Origin of the sequence: Ochrobactrum teleogrylli (assembly GCF_037482325.1) — a bacterium.
GTDB classification, from domain to species: Bacteria; Pseudomonadota; Alphaproteobacteria; order Rhizobiales; family Rhizobiaceae; genus Brucella; species Brucella teleogrylli.
On sequence record NZ_JBBHKQ010000001.1, the window covers coordinates 2,316,461 to 2,334,019 of the forward strand.

Below are 17,559 nucleotides of genomic sequence, written 5' to 3' on the forward strand. Positions count from 1 at the left end.
TTTCACAGATTTTAGGAATATTATCCACACCATGCAGAAATCGACGATCCTGTTTGTATCGACAAACGAGGACAAGGCTTATGAAAACAGCGCTGGAACAGGCCCGCAGAATCTTTCTCGCCGAACGAGAGCAAGACCGGATGAGCGCCATGCAGCGCGTGGCCCTGCAAATCGTGGCGGGAATCGATATCGACCGGCCGGTGCAGGCATCGGAAGTGGAAAAGCAGCAAGCAGCGCGCCGCCTCACGCGACTGATCGAACGCGAACGCCTCAAGGGCACCAGTGGTCACTGGAGTTATGATCTCAACCGCCACATCGCCTTAAAACAGGCGCTCGACAGGTTGGAAGGCAAAGCCGGTCGTGATGATGCTGCACATATACGCGGCCCGCTAAAGATTTACAGTCAACGCCGACGCATTCGAACGACCGCGCCTGTTAGCAATCACAAGCAAAAGCCCATCTCGATATAAAACAATCTTTGTCGCGTCCAAACCGAAAGCTCAAATACGAGAAGCACAGTGCTAAAACACAAAGAGCGCGCCCGGGCCTGCTCATGGCAGGTCAGGGCACGCTCCATATTTTTGCTTCAGGCACATCAATATCCGACAACCGCTTCACGGTCTTCGCGATGCGCCGTCAGGATCGCTGATTAAGCGCCCTTCGGCTTGCGACCGAGGCCCATCTTCTTTGCCAGACGCGAACGAGCGGCAGCATAGTTCGGAGCAACCATCGGGTAGTTAGGATCGAGATCCCACTTTTCGCGGTACTGTTCCGGGGTCATGTTGTAATGGGTCATCAGGTGACGCTTGAGCGACTTGAACTTCTTGCCGTCTTCGAGGCAGATGATGTAGTCGTCATGAACCGACTTCTTCGGATTGACGGCTGGCTTCGGCTTTTCAACAACAACCGGCGCTTCTTCACGTTCCACGTGACGCTTGAAAGCGGCATGAACATCGGCAATCAACAGCGGCAGCTCGCCCGCACGAATCGAATTATTGCCAACATAAGCAGCGACAACATCCGCGGTCAGGCTCAGAAGCAGTTCTGCGCTTTCGTCGTGCGTATCCAGATTTTCCATCGGTTTTCCTTTTTTTACTTCTTATGTTTTTGTTTTTCCGCAACTTTCGGCATCGATGACACATCTGAAGTCGGGATTGCGTATCTCAGAACTCTACCTAGCTCTTTTATGACCGCACTTAACAACTACCATGATCTTTTGCAACAGAATTGTTGTGCGAAACTACATTAATAATAGCCTATTATTCTTTAAGCCACAAATAAAAAGAACGAAAACAAAGCCTTTTCATGGAAATAGCACCCCGGCAATCTCACTGGCACAATCATGGCGCGCATCGTTTATTGACGATAAAGCAACCGCATATAGTTTTTCAGCACGGCTCGCATAATTTGCATGACCAAGTTTAGCAACCGTTTTTGCTTTAAGCTATGATCTGGCCTCGCGAAACAAACACATTTTGCTGATTGCAGCACTGCCTCTAAAATCGGGCGCGAAAAAGGCATAGCTTAAATATATTTCATTGAAATCAACTCGCTTTCGACCGTGCCTGAAACTATATATGCCTCAATATCCGTCTTTCCAAAGGGTCGTTAAAGCGATCCGCAACAATTTGAAACAATGTTCATCGGATTTCAGAATGCCTCATAACGCTCGCCCGCCACAGCCTCCGCACGCCCCGAAACATCCGCATAGCGATACCCGCCACGGCATCACCCGCACCGACGATTACGCCTGGCTTCGTGCGGAAAACTGGCAGGACGTCTTCAAGGACCCGTCGGTTCTTTCCCCGGAAATACGCACACATCTCGATGCCGAGAACGCCTATCAGGCAAGCCTGATGCAGAACACGGAAGCCCTGCAGAAAGAGCTTTTCGCGGAGATGCGCGGCCGCATCAAGGAAGATGATTCGTCGGTTCCGTCGAAGGATGGCCCCTATGCTTACGGCGTTTCATACCGCACTGGCGGCGAGCAGCCCTATTTCATCCGCACGCCGCGTGATGGCGGCGCGGAAACCATCCTGCTCGATGGCGACAAGGAAGGCGAAGGCAAGGCCTATTTCCGTCTTGCTTCGGCAGACCATGCCCCCAATCACAATCTGTTGATCTGGGGCTATGACGACAAGGGATCGGAATTCTATAAGCTGAAGGTTCGCGATCTCACGACCATGGCGGAACTTTCGGACATCGTCACCGATACCAATGGTGGCGGCACGTGGGATGCGGAAAGCAAAGGCTTTTTCTATACACGGCTTGATGAAAACCATCGCCCATCGAAAGTATTCTATCACCGCATCGGCACCGACCAGTCTGAAGACCGGCTGATCTTTGAAGAACAGGACGCTGGCTTCTTCCTCGGCGTCGGCGGCTCCGCGCTGGACGACTATATCTTCATCGATATTCACGACCACGAAACATCGGAATGCTGGCTGCTGCCCGCCAATGATCCGGCGGCCAAGCCGCAACTGATCATGGCGCGCAAAACCGGCACGGAATACGACATTGCGCCGGGCGGCGATGAATTCTTCATTCTGACCAATGCCGATGGCGCGAAGGATTTCAAGATCTGCAAAGCGCCAGCCAGCGCGCCGCAGCCGGAAAACTGGGTGGATGTGGTGGCGGAAAAGCCGGGCCGCCTGATCCTGTCCCACTCTGCCTACAAGCATCACCTCGTCTGGATCGAACGCGACAACGGCCTGCCGCGCATCGTCATCCGGGATCGCAAGAGCGGCGAAGAACACGCCATTGCCTTTGACGAGGAAGCCTATTCGCTCGGCCTGCATGGCAGCGCCGAATACGACACCGAGGTCATCCGCTTCTCCTATTCGTCGATGACCACGCCGGAACAGTTGTTCGACTACAATATGCACACCCGCGAGCGGATGCTTCTGAAGACGCAGGAAGTGCCGTCCGGCCATGATATCGACGATTATGTGACGCGCCGCATTCTGGCGCCCGCAGCCGATGGCGAACTCGTGCCGGTCTCGATCCTTTATCACAAGGATACCAGGCTGGACGGTTCGGCTCCGTGCCTGCTCTACGGCTATGGCTCCTATGGCATCACCATTCCGGCAAGCTTCAGCACATCGCGCCTGTCGCTGGTCGATCGCGGCTTCGTCTACGCCATTGCGCATATTCGCGGCGGCAAGGACAAGGGCTTTGCCTGGTATGAAAACGGCAAGCGCGACAAGAAGACGAACACTTTTACCGACTTCATCGCCGCCGCCAAGCATTTGGTCAGCGAAGGTTTCACCAGTCATGACCGCATCGTCGCCCATGGCGGCTCCGCTGGCGGCATGTTGATGGGCGCGGTCGCCAATCTCGCGCCGGAAGCCTTTGGCGGGATTATCGCGGAAGTGCCGTTTGTCGACGTGCTGAACACCATGCTCGACGATACGCTGCCGCTCACCCCGCCGGAATGGCCGGAATGGGGTAACCCGATTGCCTCGGAAGCGGATTATCGCACCATCGCCGCCTATTCGCCTTATGACAATGTGACGGCGCAAGCCTATCCGGCCATTCTGGCTGTTGCAGGCCTGACCGACCCGCGCGTCACCTATTGGGAACCGGCGAAATGGGTTGCCAGGCTGCGCGAGTTGAAAACCGATGACCATCCGGTGCTGTTCCGCATCAATATGGATGCCGGCCATGCGGGCGCTTCGGGCCGTTTTTCGCGGCTGGAAGAAGTCGCCTATACGCAGGCTTTCGCGCTGAAAGTCGTGGGCAAGGTTACAGGCTTCGAAGGTTGATACACGATCACGCTCCAGCGGGTTAATCTCGCTGGAGCAAATGAAAAGCAGCTACACGTTCGACAATCAACGCCCTATACTATCGCAGATTGAATATCGTCATGGAGATTGCATCATGAAACCCGGATGCGTGACTTTTCTGGCGAGCTTGGCATTGGCGCTTCCAGCCCTTGTGCCCGCCACCACGGGCGCGAATGCGCAAGTGCGGAAAGATGTGAGCGAATATGCGGGACGGCGTTGCAGCGCGCCGCCAAAGGGCAGCGGCATTATTCTCGGTCAGTTCAGCGGTGTGGACGATTCGCCCATGGTCAGCATGGACGGCATCGTTCCAGTTGATCGCATGCGCTGCTTCACCAACCTGTCCGAGTGCAAAGGCTGGCTCTATACCATGCAGAGCAAATATACCAATGCCGGTCCCGCAACGGTTGCGCGCTGCATCAGGCGCTAAATCCCGCCCAAAAAACTGCAATTTTTGGCAGCACCATAAAATGGCAATATCATTGTCGGACGACAAGCGCGGGGCCGCATAAGGGGAACGAGAAGAACACTATCGGGGGGCTGAAATCGATTTGGGAGGATCGACTATGCAGCAGGCGAGCTATGTTCATGGCGCGAGTGACCGGCTTCTGATCGGCGATACGATTGGCAATCATCTCGACCGCATCGCCCGGCAATATCCCGACCGGCCAGCAGTGGTCGTCCGTCATCAGAATATCCGCCTGACATATGCAGAATTGAACACCCGCGTTGACGCCCTTGCAGAAGGGCTCCTCGCCATCGGCCTTCGACCCGGCGAACGGGTCGGCATCTGGTCGCCGAACAATCTGGAATGGATATTGACCCAGTTTGCCACGGCGAAAGCGGGCCTGATCCTCGTCAATATCAATCCGGCCTATCGGGCGCATGAATTGGAATATGTGCTTGCCAAGGTCGAATGTTCGGCGCTGATCCTCGCGCCATCGCTCAAGACCAGCAATTATCTGGATATATTGCGCTCTATCGTGCCGGAAATCGATAGCGCGCGGCCTGGCCATCTCGTGGCGGAACGGCTGCCTGCCCTGCGCTGTGTGATCCGGCTTGGCGAAGAACAGACCGCTGGCATGATGAATTTCGATGCGGTTGCCGTCGCAGGCGATGAGGCCGCGCGCGACGAACTGCGCCGGCTGTCGGAGGAGCTGCAATTCGACGATCCGATCAATATCCAGTTTACCAGCGGCACCACGGGCAGTCCCAAGGGTGCAACCCTCTCCCACCACAATATTCTCAATAACGGCTTTTTCGTCGGCGAAGCCATGCGCCTCACCGAACAGGACCGGCTGTGCATTCCCGTACCATTCTACCACTGCTTCGGCATGGTGCTCGGCAATCTGGCCTGCATGACCCATGCCGCCTGCATGGTGATCCCGAATGACAGTTTCGATCCGCTTCTGACATTGCTGACGGTGCAGGATGAACAATGCACCGGCCTGCATGGTGTGCCGACCATGTTCATCGCCATGCTGGATCATCCCGAGTTCGCAACCTTTGATCTTCAGAGCTTGCGCACCGGCATCATGGCCGGATCGCCGTGCCCGGTCGAAATCATGCGCCGGGTGATCAGCGAAATGCACCAGAGCGAAATCACCATCGCTTACGGCATGACCGAAACGAGCCCCGTCAGTTTTCAAAGCTCGACCAACGACCCGCTGGAAAGGCGCGTTTCAACCGTTGGCCGCATCCATCCGCATCTGGAAGTCAAGATTGTCGATGCGGATGGCCGGATTGTTCCACGCGGCGAAAAGGGCGAGTTGCTGACGCGAGGCTATAGCGTCATGCGCGGTTACTGGAACGATCCGCAAAGCTCGGCGGGCGCTGTCGATGATGCGGGCTGGATGCATACCGGCGACCTCGCCACCATTGATGCGGAGGGCTATTGCAACATTGTCGGGCGCATCAAGGACCTGATCATTCGCGGCGGCGAGAACATCTATCCCCGCGAGATCGAAGAATTCCTGTTCACCCATCCGGCGATCAGCGATGTGCAGATTTTCGGTATTCCCGACCGCCGGTTTGGCGAGGTTATCTGCGCCTGGGTCAAGCTCAGTCAGGACGGACGCCTGAACGAAGCGGAACTGGTCAGCTTCTGCCAGCAGCGGATCGCCCATTATAAAATCCCGGCGCATATCCGCTTTGTCGATCAATTCCCCATGACCGTTACCGGGAAAATCCAGAAATTCGTCATGCGTCAAACCATGATCGAAGAACTCGAATTGGAAGAAATCAAAACCGCCTGAACCTGTTATTGCGTCTTATAGCCATTCGCGTGTGGGGGAATGGCTTTCAGATAGGCCGCGATTGCAGCGCGGTCGGCCTCGGTCAGATGCGCCATATTGGACACCACGTCCGTCATCGATCCCCCAAGCGAATCGAAGTCGGGCGTGAAGCCGCTTTGCAGCGCATAGGCGATATCGTTTTCGCTCCAGTCGCCAATGCCGCCCTCGCCGGTGGTGATATTCGGAACCACGCTCTTCTTACCGTCGCTGCCGGTTTCCGCCGATAGCGCGCCCGCCAGCCATTGGCTGGTTTGCAGCCCGCCAATCAGATTGCGCGGGGTGTGGCACTCGCCGCAATGACCGAGCGCTTCGGTCAGATATTGTCCGCGCGTCACGAGGTCGGATGCATCGGCAATATCCACAGCGGGCGCATCCGACAGGTAAAGATGCTTCCAGATGCCGAGGCTGCGGCGAATATTGAAGGGAAATCCAAGCTTGTGGGGTGCTGCGACATTATCCGATGGCGGCAATGTCTTCATAAACGCGTAGAGGTCGGCCACATCCTGCGGCTCCATTCGGGTGTAGGATGTGTAGGGAAAGGACGGGTAGAGATGCTCGCCCTGCTTTCCGACGCCTTTGAGCATGGCATTGGCGAAATCCTGAATGGTCCAGGTGCCGATGCCCTGTTCGGACGGCGAAATATTCGGCACGACGAAGGTGCCGAAATCCGAGACCAGCTCATACCCGCCAGCAAGCACCTTGCGCGCATCGCCTGCAGCGCCCGGCGCCGCATGGCAAGACGCGCAACCGCCCGCCCAGAAAACCTGTTCACCCCGCACCGTATCGCCGGGCTTCATGGAAGCCAGAACGGTGCTATCCACTTTTTGCGGCGTGGTCAGAATCCAGAAGGCGGCAGCGCCAATGACAAGCACAGCGCCCGCGGCATATGCCAGTTTGCGGACCATCCTACCCATTCCATTGCGGCAGTTTCGCTATCAAACGAAACTGCCGGTCTTGCAAAGCTGATCAGTTTTTCTTGACGCGATAGGCCTGATGGCAGGAACCGCAATTGGCAGCGACCTGCTGAAATGCCGTTTTCAGCGCATCGACATCCTGCGGTTTGGCAGCCAGAGCAGCGGCTGCATCGGTGCGGAATTTTTCGACATGCTTGACGAAATCGTCCTTGTTTTCCCAGATTTTCGGCGAAGCTTCGGTGTCGCCCTGATCTGACCCCGCCGGGAACAGCGTATCGACATCGAGCTTTTTGGCGTCGGCGTCGATTTTCTCAAGCGCCGCCAGAACCGCCGCTGCATCGAACGGCTTTTCGCCTTTGACCACCGGCGCGATCTGGCCAACCGAACGGCCCAGATCCTTCATGATCGCCTGACGATCAGCAATCGCATCGGCCTGTGCCAACCCGATACTGGCGACGAGCACTGCCGCAGAACCAAGTGCAGGAAAAAACAAGCGCATGTAGTCCTCCGCATTTCATTGAACAAAACCGATCTATTGGCGAAATATCCGATACAATCCCTGCCATTGCAACGATCGTTCCCAACATATCACCATCAAGAAAAGTAAAACGCGCACATTACAGAGGTTTATACAAATTAATCACGATAACGTGAAAAACATGATCGAATTAGTACTGTTTAATTTGAGCATTTTACTGACAGCTCAATAAGAAGAAAAAAGCCTCGCCATTCCGAATGCATACAAAAAAAGCCCCGCAGAAGCGGGGCTTTTCTCATAACATCAATGCCTTGGCATTATGCCTGTTCGTACATTTCCAGCACGTAATCCCAGTTGATCAGGCTGTCGACGAAAGCTTCGAGATATTTCGGACGCAGGTTGCGATAATCGACATAGTAGGAGTGTTCCCACACGTCGACGCCGAGGATTGGCTTTGCGCCATGAACCAGCGGGTTTTCGCCATTCGGCGTCTTGGAGATTTCCAGCTTGCCGTCCTTGACCGAGAGCCATGCCCAGCCCGAACCGAATTGGCCGACGCCAGCAGCGATGAAATCTTCGCGGAACTTGGCGAAGCCGCCGAGATCGGATTCGATTGCCTTTTCAAGCTTGCCTGGCAGCTTGTTGCCGCCGCCGCCCTTCTTCATCCACTTCCAGAAATGGATGTGGTTGTAATGCTGGCCGGCATTGTTGAAGAGGCCCTGATTCTTGCCGTAGCTTTCCTTGACGATGTCTTCCAGGCTCTTGCCTTCGAGGCCGGAACCTTCAAGCAGCTTGTTGCCGTTGGTGACATAAGCCTGATGGTGCTTGTCGTGGTGGAGTTCAAGCGTCTCGCGCGACATGAAAGGCGCAAGTGCTTCATAGTCATATGGAAGGGCGGGCAGTTCGAAAGCCATTGGAAACTCTCCTCTTTATCTCTCAACGCGCGGCGGGCAATGCGGTTGCCTACCCGAAAAATTGCGTGCGGACTCTACATAGGCCCCAACCGCGTGAGCGGCAATGAAATATTATTGAAATCACAGTAGGATGAACCCCATTCAGGATTTCCGCATCGCCGCATCGATAAAGGGGTAACCGTGTCCGGTACAATTAGTTCCTATGTCTTCGACGCCTATGGCACATTGTTCGATGTCCATTCGGCGGTGCGGCGGCATGCGGACAAGGCCGGGCCCGACGGGCGCGCCTTTTCGGAACTGTGGCGCGCCAAGCAGCTTGAATATTCATGGGTGCTGAGCCTGATGGGCGCTTACAGCGACTTCTGGAAGCTGACGGAAGAGTCGCTGGATTTCGCTTTTGCGCGCTATCCTTCCGTCGATCCATCGCTGCGCAACGACCTGCTCGACGCCTATTGGAAACTCGACTGCTATCCGGAAGTGCCTGCGGCGCTGAAAAATCTCAAGGATCGCGGCGCACGACTGGCCATCCTGTCGAACGGCTCGCCTGCCATGCTGGAAGCTGCCGTGAAATCAGCCGCGCTCGACGTTCTGCTCGACGATGTCATTTCGGTCGATGCGGTGCGCAAATACAAGACCTCGCCTTCGGCCTATGAGCTGATCACCATGCAATGGCGGCTTTATCCGTCCGCGATCTCCTTCCAGTCGTCCAATCGCTGGGATGTGGCGGGCGCGGTCAAGTTCGGCATGCGCGGCGTGTGGATCAATCGCTCGGGCCAACCGGACGAGTATAAGGCGTTCGCGCCTGCCCTGATTTTGCCGAGTCTCCAGCTTCTTGGCTGACACACCGAGGCGGCGAAATGAATATTTCACTAAAATTTGAATTACTGGGCTTCTTCCAAATAGGCTGATTGCCCGCAAAATTGTGTCGTGAGCGCAACACGCGTGCAACGGGGGGCTTTTCGCCACTTTTAGGCCCTATTCACACCGGCTCGGCGCCACAATTCTAGGGCGTTTTCCGGTCAGTCAAATCTTCAGGCTTCGGGAAACACTTACCCGAGTCCGTGCCTTCCACCCACGGCGCCTCTACCATATCTGGTTTGGTCGCACTTCGTTAACCCTGATTGTTGTATTCATAACCCTCCCGTCACTAGTCTGGTTTTCTTATGCAAACGACCCTCACCCGCCGCTCTTTCCTAACGGCAATGACTGCCACTGCGGCTGCCGGTCTCGCCGGTTGCGCCCAGTTGGGACAGAATGTTCCTATCATCGATGTCGATGCGTCCGGCAACCCGATCAACAGAACGCCGCAGGCCAATGTGGATTCGTCCTTTGGCGGCTGGGAGCAGATGTATGCTTCCGTCAACGATGGCGGCTTCCAGCTTCCGGCGATCCCGATCCAGAAGATGGACAAGCGCTATCTGCGTCAGGTCGTACAAGACCCTACCGGTGAAATGCCGGGCACTCTGGTCATCGATACCTCCAACCGCTTCTGCTATCTCGTGCTCGATAATGGTCAGGCGCTGCGCTATGGCGTCGGCATCGGTCGAGAAGGCTTTGCCTGGTCCGGTCGCGCTGTGATCCAGTACAAGCGCCAGTGGCCGCGCTGGACGCCACCGGATGAAATGGTCGCCCGTCAGCCGGAACTGGTCCAGTACAGCGCTGCCAATGGCGGCATGGCTCCGGGCCTCAAGAACCCGCTTGGTGCGCGTGCGCTCTACATCTTCCAGGATGGCAAGGACACGCTCTATCGCCTGCACGGCAATCCGGAATGGTGGTCCATCGGCAAGGCGGTTTCGTCGGGCTGCGTGCGCTTCCTCAACCAGGATATCATCGATCTTTATGATCGTGTGCCGCCGAAGTCTCAGATCCTGGTGATGTGAGTTAAGGGAGTAGGGGAGTAGGGGAGTAGGGGAGTAAGGGAATAGGGCAGTATGTTTTTGCCGCCTGAAAATCTTATCCCTTACTCCCTTATTCCCCTATTCCCTTACTTCTTGAAACTGCCGAGAATGCCGCGCACCAATGCGCGACCCAGCGAATTGCCGACCGTACGCACAACGGACTTCATGGCTGTTTCCGCAACGGTCTGACGACCTGAGCGCTTGCCCGTGCCCAATGCCGTGCCGAGGAGGTCGCCAAGTATTCCCCCGCCGCCTTCTTCCTCCTGCTTGGCTTTCTGTTGCTCGACCGTCGCGTTCTGCGCCTTGCGCGCCAGCATCTCGAATGCTGAATCGCGATCAACAACCGTATCGTACTGACCCGAGACCGGGCTTGCGGCGATGATCCTGGCGCGTTCTTCCGACGTCAGCGGACCGATGCGCGACGATGGCGGGCGAATGAGGGTGCGCTGCACCATGGACGGCACGCCCTTGGCCTGCAAGGTCGAGACCAGCGCCTCGCCCGTCGCCAGATTGGTGATTGCATCGAAGGTCTTGAAATCCGGATTGGGACGGAACGTATCGGCGGCGGTTTTCACCGCATTGGTCTCGCGCGGCGTATAGGCGCGCAACGCATGCTGCACGCGGTTGCCGAGCTGCGCCAGAACCGTTTCCGGCACGTCGAGCGGGTTCTGCGTCACGAAATAGACGCCGACGCCCTTGGAACGGATCAGACGCACGACCTGTTCGACACGGTCGACCAGCGCTTTCGGCGCTTCATCGAACAGAAGATGCGCTTCGTCGAAGAAAAAGACCAGCCTTGGCTTGTCCGGGTCGCCCACTTCCGGCAGCGCTTCAAACAGTTCCGACATCAGCCAGAGTAGAAACGTCGAATAAAGGCGCGGGCTCATCATCAGCTTGTCGGCGGCAAGCACGCTGACCACGCCGCGCCCGTCCGTCGTCGTGCGCATCAGGTCGGCAATGGTCAAAGCCGGTTCGCCGAAGAATTTGGCCCCGCCCTGCTGTTCAAGCACCAGCAGCGAACGCTGCACCGCGCCGACCGACGCCTTGTTGACGTTGCCATATTTGCCGGAAAGCTCGGCGGAACGATCCGCCATTTCCTTGAGGATCGCCTGAAGATCCTTGAGGTCAAGCAGCAGAAGGCCTTCTTCGTCCGAGAGGCGGAAAGCGATATTCAACACGCCTTCCTGCGCTTCCGTGAGATTCATCAGGCGCGACAGCAGCAGCGGCCCCATTTCGGAAATGGTGGCGCGAACCGGGTGTCCCTGCTCGCCGAAAATATCCCAGAAAATGACCGGCGATGCGCGCAGCTCGTAAGGCTTGAGCTTGATTTCCTCGGCCCGCTTGTTCAGGCCGTCATTGGCAACGCCGATAGCGGCAATGCCCGACAGATCGCCCTTTATATCGGCACAGAAGACCGGCACCCCGGCGGAGGAAAAGCTTTCCGCCAACACCTGCAAGGTCACGGTCTTACCCGTACCCGTCGCGCCGGTGACCAGACCGTGCCTGTTGCCATATTTCAGCGCCAGATATTCCGGCTGCTGGTAGGAATCGTCGGGCTTGCGGCTTGCGCCAAGGAAAATTGCATCGTCAGCAGTCATCAGGCGATTTGCTCCTCATTTCGACCGGCACATCCACAGCGCAGTTTTTTCAGATATAACTGCCGCATCGTCATGCGACAACGATAAAGCCCATGCTCCACAGAGAGAACCGGTTTTGCTGTCACAACAGCTGAAAAATTTCCCTATATTTTTGATCCGGACAAGCTTGCAAAGCGATAGCGAGAATGCATATTACGTAAACGTAAGATTTTTGGGAGAGTTTCCATGGAAGAACTGATCGCACGCATCACCTCGAATGTCGGCATCGATGCCGCGACGGCAGAAAAGTCTGTCGGCATGATCCTCGCATTCCTTCAGAAGGAAGGCCCGGCGGATCAGGTTCAGCAGCTTCTGGCCGCTATTCCGGGTGCGGAAGAAGCCGTTGCGGAGGTCAAGGGCGGCGGCTTTCTGTCCAACCTGATGGGTGGCGTGATGGGCCTTGGCTCGCAGCTCATGGGCGCCGGTCTCGGCATGGGTGAAATTTCCGGCGTCGCCAAGGAAACCATCCGCTTCGCCAAGGAAAAGGCCGGCGATGCACCGGTCGATGCGGTGATCGGCTCGATCCCGGGTCTCGGCCAGTTCGTCTGAGAACGAACACTCTGTAATGAAAAAACCCCGGCAATGCCGGGGTTTTTGTTTATGCCTCTTTGTTTATCGTTCTCGCCCCCACATGGCGGGCGCGTCCTGACAGCCAGCCATTGATACTGGCCCCGATCCACAGAATCACAAAGAAAAGGCCGCTTGCGGCAAAGCTTCCCGTCGCGCTGTGAATCATGCCGACGACCAGCGGCCCGATGGCTGCGAGAATGTAGCCGACGCATTGCGCCATGCCGGACAGATGCGCCGCCGTATGCGAATCCGGCGAGCGCAGCACGATCACCATCATTGCAGCGGCAATCAATCCGCCCTGCCCGATGCCCTGAATGATTGCCAGTATCCAGAAGCTCCATTGCGGCAGATAGAGAAAGCCGATCAGCGCAAGCGATGCACAGGCGCAGAGAAAGACATTGATAAAGCTCTGGCTTTTCTGACGCACCGCAATGGACGGGATCAGCAGGCATGTCACGACCTGCGCCATGATCGAAAACGACACCAGACCGCCCGCCGCAGCCGGGCTCATACCCCGCTCGCGCAGGATCGGCGCCAGCCAGCCGAACACGATATAGGCCGTCGACGATTGCAGCCCCATGAAAAGCGTCACCTGCCAGGCAAGCGGGTCTTTCCAAAGACCCACGACGCGGAAGCCCGAATGCGCGACATTGTGCTTGCTGCGCAGCGCCTGCGGCAGCCACAACACCAGAACCAGCGCCGCCGGAATGGCCCAGGACGCCAGAGCGAGATTCCACGAGCCGCCAAGCATGTTCTTGATCGGGATCGTGAAGCCCGCCGCAGAAGCTGCACCACCGCAAAGCGCCATGGTGTAAAGACCGGTCATGATCGCGGCGGTCTTCGGAAAATCGCGCTTCACCACCCCTGGCAGCAGCACATTGCCCATGGCAATCGCCGCCCCGGCGAGTGTTGCGCCCATATAGAGCGACCAGAAAGATCCGATGCCGCGCAGCCCGGTGCCGATGGTCAACACAACCAGCACGGCCAGCAGCACGCGCTCGGCACCAAAACGCTGGGCGAGACGCGGCGCGAAGGGCGCGAATGCGCCAAGGCAAACGACCGGCAAGGTGGTCAACACGCCGGCAGCCAGCGACGACATGCCGGTTCCATCGATGATTTCCGGCAAAAGCACCGAAACACTGGAAAAAACCGGACGCAAATTGGCGGCAATCAGCACGAGGCTCAGCCCCAGCAGGATGCGTGAAGCCTTGCTCGGCATTTGCGGCGCAGAGGGCGGCGGAACGCTGTCCGCTTCAGCATCAACAAGCTGTTCCGGCTGCGATGGCATGGTGTACTCCTCCCGTGCTGCGGGGGGCACGGCATTGATGCGGCTCATGATGCGAGCAACCTTTCCAGTTCTTCAATCAGGGGGGCCATAAAACGACGAACCGTCGCGCTGGCCTTGTCCGGGTCGCCGGTCGCGATCGCTTCAACGATCTGGCGATGCGCCTCATAATCCGGTTCCGGCAGTTCGCCATCCAGCGTGGCTTCTATCGATTCGCGGATCGATGCGGAAAAGAAGCCATAAACTTCGATCAGCGCATCATTGCCGGAAGCTGCGGCGATGGCTTCATGGAATGCAAAATCGCGCTCAACGAACGTCGCCCGGTCGGTCTCCTCGCGCAGACCGCGTGAAGCCAGCATAGATTCCAGATGCGCAATCGTCTGCGGCGTTATGCGTTGCGCGGCCAGGCGCGCAGCCTCCACTTCCAGCGCCGCACGCATTTCAAGCCGGTCGCGCAAGCTTGTATGGCGTATGCGGTTCAGACTGCGCGCCGTGTCGGCCTTAGAACGAACATAGGTGCCCGAGCCCTGACGTGTCTCCAGCATGCCCTGTGCCACAAGCGCCCGGACGGCCTCGCGCACCGTGCCACGACTGACACCAAGCCGCGCCGAAAGCTGGGCTTCATTCGGCAGTTGCTCGCCCACAGCCCAGCGCCCCGAGGTGATTTCGGAACGAATGGATTGCGTCGCCGCTTCCGTCAGGCTTTTGCGTGAAACCGTCTTCATAGAGCTTGCCAAATTCATCGGATGACTTGATGAATTAGCGGAGCGCGCTAAACCTGTCAACAGGCGCGATTATCTTGTCACAGTCCGGGCTAATCCCGCACTTGCGTGCGCCCGAATATTTTCATTTGGCTTCAAAATGCTCTAACAATTTTCGCGCAGATTGTATTTTCATTCGCAGCCAACAGGTGCCAGCATGATCACGCTCTACAGCCTTTCCGGAGATCACCTTGAGAAAACGGAAGTCGAACCGGGCACCCCATTACCGGACAGCGTGATCTGGATCGATCTTTCCACACCCGGCGTCAATGAAGATCATATTGTCGAAGCGTGGACCGGCATTGCCATCCCCACCCGCGAAGACATGACCGAGATCGAGGAATCGAGCCGCTTTTACATGGAAAACGGCGCACAATATCTCACCGTGCCCATCCTCCATGCCGTCGATCTCGATCATCGCGAACTCGCGCCGGTGACCTTCATATTGCACGGCTCGCGCCTGATTACCGTGCGCTATGCCGACCCCAAATCCTTCACCACCTATATTCTGCGCTCCACCAAGCCGGGTAACGGGCTGATTTCCGCCAAATGCACCGGGCTTTCGATCATGCTCGGCATCACCGAAGCCACCACCAATCGCCTGGCGGATATTCTGGAAGGTGTGGCGGGCAAGATTGACGCCGCTTCGCACTCCATCTATCGCCGCCAGCCGAAGGCGCGACCAATGACGACGCAGGATTTCCGGCACATATTGACCCAGATCGGCGGTCAGGGAACCTTTCTGTCGCGCATGCGTGAAAGTCTTGCAGGCATAAGCCGCATGCTGGTCTATCTTTCAGCAACCAGCAATCCGGCGACGGGAAAAAAGGAAACCCGCTCCTGGATCAAGTCGCTGGAACGCGACATGCAATCGCTGACTGCCTATGTGGATTTTCTGTCCAACAAAGTCACCTTCCTGCTCGACACCATCGTGGGGCTAATTTCGGTCGAGCAGAATGCCATCATCAAGATATTCTCCGTCGCCGCCGTGGGCTTCATGCCGCCAACGCTGGTCGCGTCCATCTACGGCATGAACTTTTCCTTCATGCCGGAACTAACATCGCCCTGGGGCTATCCGATGGCGCTCGGATTGATGGTCGCCTCGGCCCTGCTGCCGCTCTATTATTTCCGCCGCAAGGGCTGGCTCTGAGCTCCTTCTCGACAAGAGTGCAACTATGTTATATCATCGGTTATAACATAGGAGAAAAGTCATGAACGTCACTTTGCGCAAGATCGGCAATTCCGAAGGCGTGATCCTGCCCAAGGAAGTGCTCGAACGGCTAAATTTGAAAACCGGCGACAAGCTGCAACTCGTCGAGACGCAGAGCGGTCTTTCGCTGGAACCCGTAGACGACAGTTTCGAGCAGCAGATGGAAGCGGCTCGCAGAGTCATGGACAAATATAAGGTCGCCTTGCAGAAGCTCGCCGAATGAGCTGGCATTTTCTGTCACGTCGCGTTGTTGAAGCCATCCATGTCGAGCAGTTGCAGCGGCATGGAGGCGCGCAGGGGCTGCGCGATGAAAACGCGCTCGAATCCGCGCTGGGGCGGGCGCAGAACAAAGTTGTCTACGGCGATCCCGATCATGCCGACATCGCTGCGGCCTATGTCTTCGGACTGGGTCGCAATCATGCTTTCGTGGATGGCAACAAGCGCACGGCAATCGTTACCGCGGTCACCTTTCTGGCGATCAACGGTTATATGCTCACCGCCGATGACGGTCTGCTCTACAGTTTTACAATGGGTATAGCATCCGGTGAAATCGACGAAAACGGTGCTGCCGCTTTCTTCCGCGATCACAGCGTGGTGGTGGAAGACTAAATTTAAGCCTTGATCGACACGATTTCCCAATCCTTGCCGTTGATCTTCAGCACATCGCCAGCAGGCTTACCGTACAGCATGATGGCGACCGGCGCGACATGCGAGATCTTTCCGTTGGACGGATCGGCCTCATCTTCGCCCACGATGGTCCATGTCCGGCTGTTGCCATCGTCCAGATTTTCCAGCTCCACGGTCATGCCGAACCGCACCACATCGCTGTCGGTATCCGGCACGGACAATTCCGCCGTTTCGCGCCGCACCGTCCAATAGCGCAGGTCACGCGATATGCGCGCGATGGCCGAGCGCTCACCGGCGACATTGGCTTCTGCAAGTTCACGCTGGAGACGCGCAATCTCGTCATCCATCATCTTCAGGCCGGTCGGCGTGACAAGATTGCGATGCGGACTGATCGGACGCTCGCCGAGATCGGTCGGCGCATCATCCTGTTCTTTTGTAAAAGCTCTGCTCATTCCATGAATGTAGGCGGCGCGTAACGCCCCGGCAAGCCTTCTCCCCGCTCCGGTCCGCGCCATCCAAACCAAGGCACAGTTTTTATTGATTGATGAGTCAATCAAAGATAAAATAGCTCAACAGGTCTGAAAATCGGACAAGGATTGAGACGATGCCGAAGATCGGGATGGAACCCCTGCGGCGGCGTGAACTGATCGACGCTGCCATACGCACCATCGGACAACGCGGTTCGCTGGATGTGACCGTTGCGCAGATCGCCCATGAAGCGGGCGTCTCGCCTGCGCTCGCGCATCATTATTTCGGCGGTAAGGACAAGCTCATCCTCGCCACGATGCGCCATTTGCTGCGCGAACTGGGCCGCGATCTCAATGAGGCCGTGAAGCTGACAGAAACGCCGCGCGAGCGTATTGCAGCTATCGTCGCGGTCAATTTTTCCGCGTCGCAGTTCACGCAGGAAACCATCGCCGCCTGGCTGACATTCTACGTACATGCCCAGCAGTCGGAAGACACGCGGCGGCTTTTGCGCATTTATGCGCGCCGCCTGCACTCCAATCTGGTCTTCGCGCTGGAGCAACTCACGGGCCGCGAGCGGGCGCAACGCATTGCTGAAGGTGCGGGCGCGATGATCGACGGGCTTTACATTCGTCATGCGCTCGGCGCCGACGCGCCCGACGCCCAATCCGCCATTGCATTGGTGGAAGATTATATTGCAGTTCAGCTGTCGGTGAGAACATGA

General features: G+C 57.0%; 18 protein-coding genes and 1 pseudogene. 11 read left to right on the forward strand and 8 right to left on the reverse strand.

Features of this window, described 5'->3' with window-relative positions; genetic code table 11:
- Nucleotides 1-80: 80 nt before the first annotated feature.
- Nucleotides 81-362 (forward strand): annotated as a pseudogene (locus WIX40_RS10885) (cytoplasmic protein); the annotation flags it as partial.
- Between the two features lie 287 nt (nucleotides 363-649).
- On the opposite strand, the gene WIX40_RS10890 reads toward WIX40_RS10885, so the two are convergent.
- Nucleotides 650-1,078 (reverse strand): Ros/MucR family transcriptional regulator, encoded by a 429-nt coding sequence (locus WIX40_RS10890; RefSeq protein WP_109368585.1) that lies wholly within the window; start codon nucleotides 1,076-1,078, stop codon nucleotides 650-652.
- A gap of 577 nt (nucleotides 1,079-1,655) precedes the next feature.
- Here WIX40_RS10890 and WIX40_RS10895 point away from each other — a divergent pair.
- The 3 genes from WIX40_RS10895 to WIX40_RS10905 all read left to right on the forward strand — a co-directional run bounded on the left by WIX40_RS10895 (nucleotide 1,656) and on the right by WIX40_RS10905 (nucleotide 6,037).
- Nucleotides 1,656-3,764: a S9 family peptidase gene (locus tag WIX40_RS10895; RefSeq protein ID WP_339439878.1), complete on the forward strand. Its 2,109-nt coding sequence runs from the start codon at nucleotides 1,656-1,658 to the stop codon at nucleotides 3,762-3,764.
- Between the two features lie 115 nt (nucleotides 3,765-3,879).
- Nucleotides 3,880-4,212, forward strand: coding sequence for a metallophosphoesterase (locus tag WIX40_RS10900; RefSeq protein WP_339439879.1), 333 nt, complete (start codon nucleotides 3,880-3,882; stop codon nucleotides 4,210-4,212).
- Nucleotides 4,213-4,348: 136 nt separating this feature from the next.
- The gene (locus tag WIX40_RS10905) at nucleotides 4,349-6,037 is read left to right on the forward strand and encodes an AMP-binding protein (protein WP_339439880.1); all 1,689 of its coding nucleotides are present in this window, start codon (nucleotides 4,349-4,351) and stop codon (nucleotides 6,035-6,037) included.
- Nucleotides 6,038-6,042: 5 nt separating this feature from the next.
- Here WIX40_RS10905 and WIX40_RS10910 read toward each other — a convergent pair whose 3' ends face one another.
- From WIX40_RS10910 to WIX40_RS10920, 3 genes are all read right to left on the reverse strand, one after another.
- Complete coding sequence (locus WIX40_RS10910; protein WP_339439881.1) at nucleotides 6,043-6,981, reverse strand: c-type cytochrome; 939 nt, start codon at nucleotides 6,979-6,981, stop codon at nucleotides 6,043-6,045.
- A gap of 61 nt (nucleotides 6,982-7,042) precedes the next feature.
- The gene (locus tag WIX40_RS10915) at nucleotides 7,043-7,489 is read right to left on the reverse strand and encodes a c-type cytochrome (RefSeq protein ID WP_109368580.1); all 447 of its coding nucleotides are present in this window, start codon (nucleotides 7,487-7,489) and stop codon (nucleotides 7,043-7,045) included.
- 296 nt (nucleotides 7,490-7,785) lie between these two features.
- Nucleotides 7,786-8,382 (reverse strand): superoxide dismutase, encoded by a 597-nt coding sequence (locus WIX40_RS10920; RefSeq protein ID WP_121535459.1) that lies wholly within the window; start codon nucleotides 8,380-8,382, stop codon nucleotides 7,786-7,788.
- 180 nt (nucleotides 8,383-8,562) lie between these two features.
- On the opposite strand from WIX40_RS10920, the gene WIX40_RS10925 reads away from it, so the two are divergent.
- Both WIX40_RS10925 and WIX40_RS10930 read left to right on the forward strand, forming a co-directional pair.
- The gene (locus WIX40_RS10925) at nucleotides 8,563-9,222 is read left to right on the forward strand and encodes a haloacid dehalogenase type II (RefSeq protein ID WP_235858862.1); all 660 of its coding nucleotides are present in this window, start codon (nucleotides 8,563-8,565) and stop codon (nucleotides 9,220-9,222) included.
- Nucleotides 9,223-9,545: 323 nt separating this feature from the next.
- The gene (locus WIX40_RS10930) at nucleotides 9,546-10,262 is read left to right on the forward strand and encodes a L,D-transpeptidase (RefSeq protein WP_109368578.1); all 717 of its coding nucleotides are present in this window, start codon (nucleotides 9,546-9,548) and stop codon (nucleotides 10,260-10,262) included.
- 104 nt (nucleotides 10,263-10,366) lie between these two features.
- On the opposite strand, the gene WIX40_RS10935 is transcribed toward WIX40_RS10930, so the two are convergent.
- Nucleotides 10,367-11,878, reverse strand: coding sequence for a helicase HerA-like C-terminal domain-containing protein (locus WIX40_RS10935; RefSeq protein WP_339439882.1), 1,512 nt, complete (start codon nucleotides 11,876-11,878; stop codon nucleotides 10,367-10,369).
- Between the two features lie 225 nt (nucleotides 11,879-12,103).
- On the opposite strand from WIX40_RS10935, the gene WIX40_RS10940 reads away from it, so the two are divergent.
- The gene (locus tag WIX40_RS10940; RefSeq protein WP_339439883.1) at nucleotides 12,104-12,466 is read left to right on the forward strand and encodes a DUF2267 domain-containing protein; all 363 of its coding nucleotides are present in this window, start codon (nucleotides 12,104-12,106) and stop codon (nucleotides 12,464-12,466) included.
- Nucleotides 12,467-12,515: 49 nt separating this feature from the next.
- On the opposite strand, the gene WIX40_RS10945 is transcribed toward WIX40_RS10940, so the two are convergent.
- Both WIX40_RS10945 and WIX40_RS10950 read right to left on the reverse strand, forming a co-directional pair.
- Entirely contained in the window at nucleotides 12,516-13,775 is a 1,260-nt protein-coding gene (locus tag WIX40_RS10945) for a CynX/NimT family MFS transporter (protein WP_371834127.1), read from the reverse strand.
- A 44-nt stretch (nucleotides 13,776-13,819) separates the two neighbouring features.
- On the reverse strand, nucleotides 13,820-14,497 hold the full coding sequence (locus WIX40_RS10950) for a FadR/GntR family transcriptional regulator (protein WP_124915558.1): 678 nt from the start codon (nucleotides 14,495-14,497) through the stop codon (nucleotides 13,820-13,822).
- A gap of 193 nt (nucleotides 14,498-14,690) precedes the next feature.
- Here WIX40_RS10950 and WIX40_RS10955 point away from each other — a divergent pair, with 193 nt between their 5' ends.
- From WIX40_RS10955 to WIX40_RS10965, 3 genes are all read left to right on the forward strand, one after another.
- A complete protein-coding gene (locus WIX40_RS10955) occupies nucleotides 14,691-15,683 on the forward strand; it encodes a magnesium transporter CorA family protein (RefSeq protein WP_109370193.1) in 993 nt (330 codons plus the stop codon).
- 61 nt (nucleotides 15,684-15,744) lie between these two features.
- Nucleotides 15,745-15,966: an AbrB/MazE/SpoVT family DNA-binding domain-containing protein gene (locus tag WIX40_RS10960; protein ID WP_109368573.1), complete on the forward strand. Its 222-nt coding sequence runs from the start codon at nucleotides 15,745-15,747 to the stop codon at nucleotides 15,964-15,966.
- The gene (locus WIX40_RS10965) at nucleotides 15,963-16,352 is read left to right on the forward strand and encodes a type II toxin-antitoxin system death-on-curing family toxin (RefSeq protein ID WP_109368572.1); all 390 of its coding nucleotides are present in this window, start codon (nucleotides 15,963-15,965) and stop codon (nucleotides 16,350-16,352) included. Before WIX40_RS10960 ends, WIX40_RS10965 begins: the two co-directional genes overlap by 4 nt.
- A 2-nt stretch (nucleotides 16,353-16,354) precedes the next feature.
- Here WIX40_RS10965 and WIX40_RS10970 read toward each other — a convergent pair whose 3' ends face one another.
- Nucleotides 16,355-16,822: a GreA/GreB family elongation factor gene (locus WIX40_RS10970; RefSeq protein ID WP_339439885.1), complete on the reverse strand. Its 468-nt coding sequence runs from the start codon at nucleotides 16,820-16,822 to the stop codon at nucleotides 16,355-16,357.
- A 152-nt stretch (nucleotides 16,823-16,974) separates the two neighbouring features.
- On the opposite strand from WIX40_RS10970, the gene betI reads away from it, so the two are divergent.
- Complete coding sequence (betI, locus tag WIX40_RS10975; RefSeq protein ID WP_124915556.1) at nucleotides 16,975-17,559, forward strand: transcriptional regulator BetI; 585 nt, start codon at nucleotides 16,975-16,977, stop codon at nucleotides 17,557-17,559.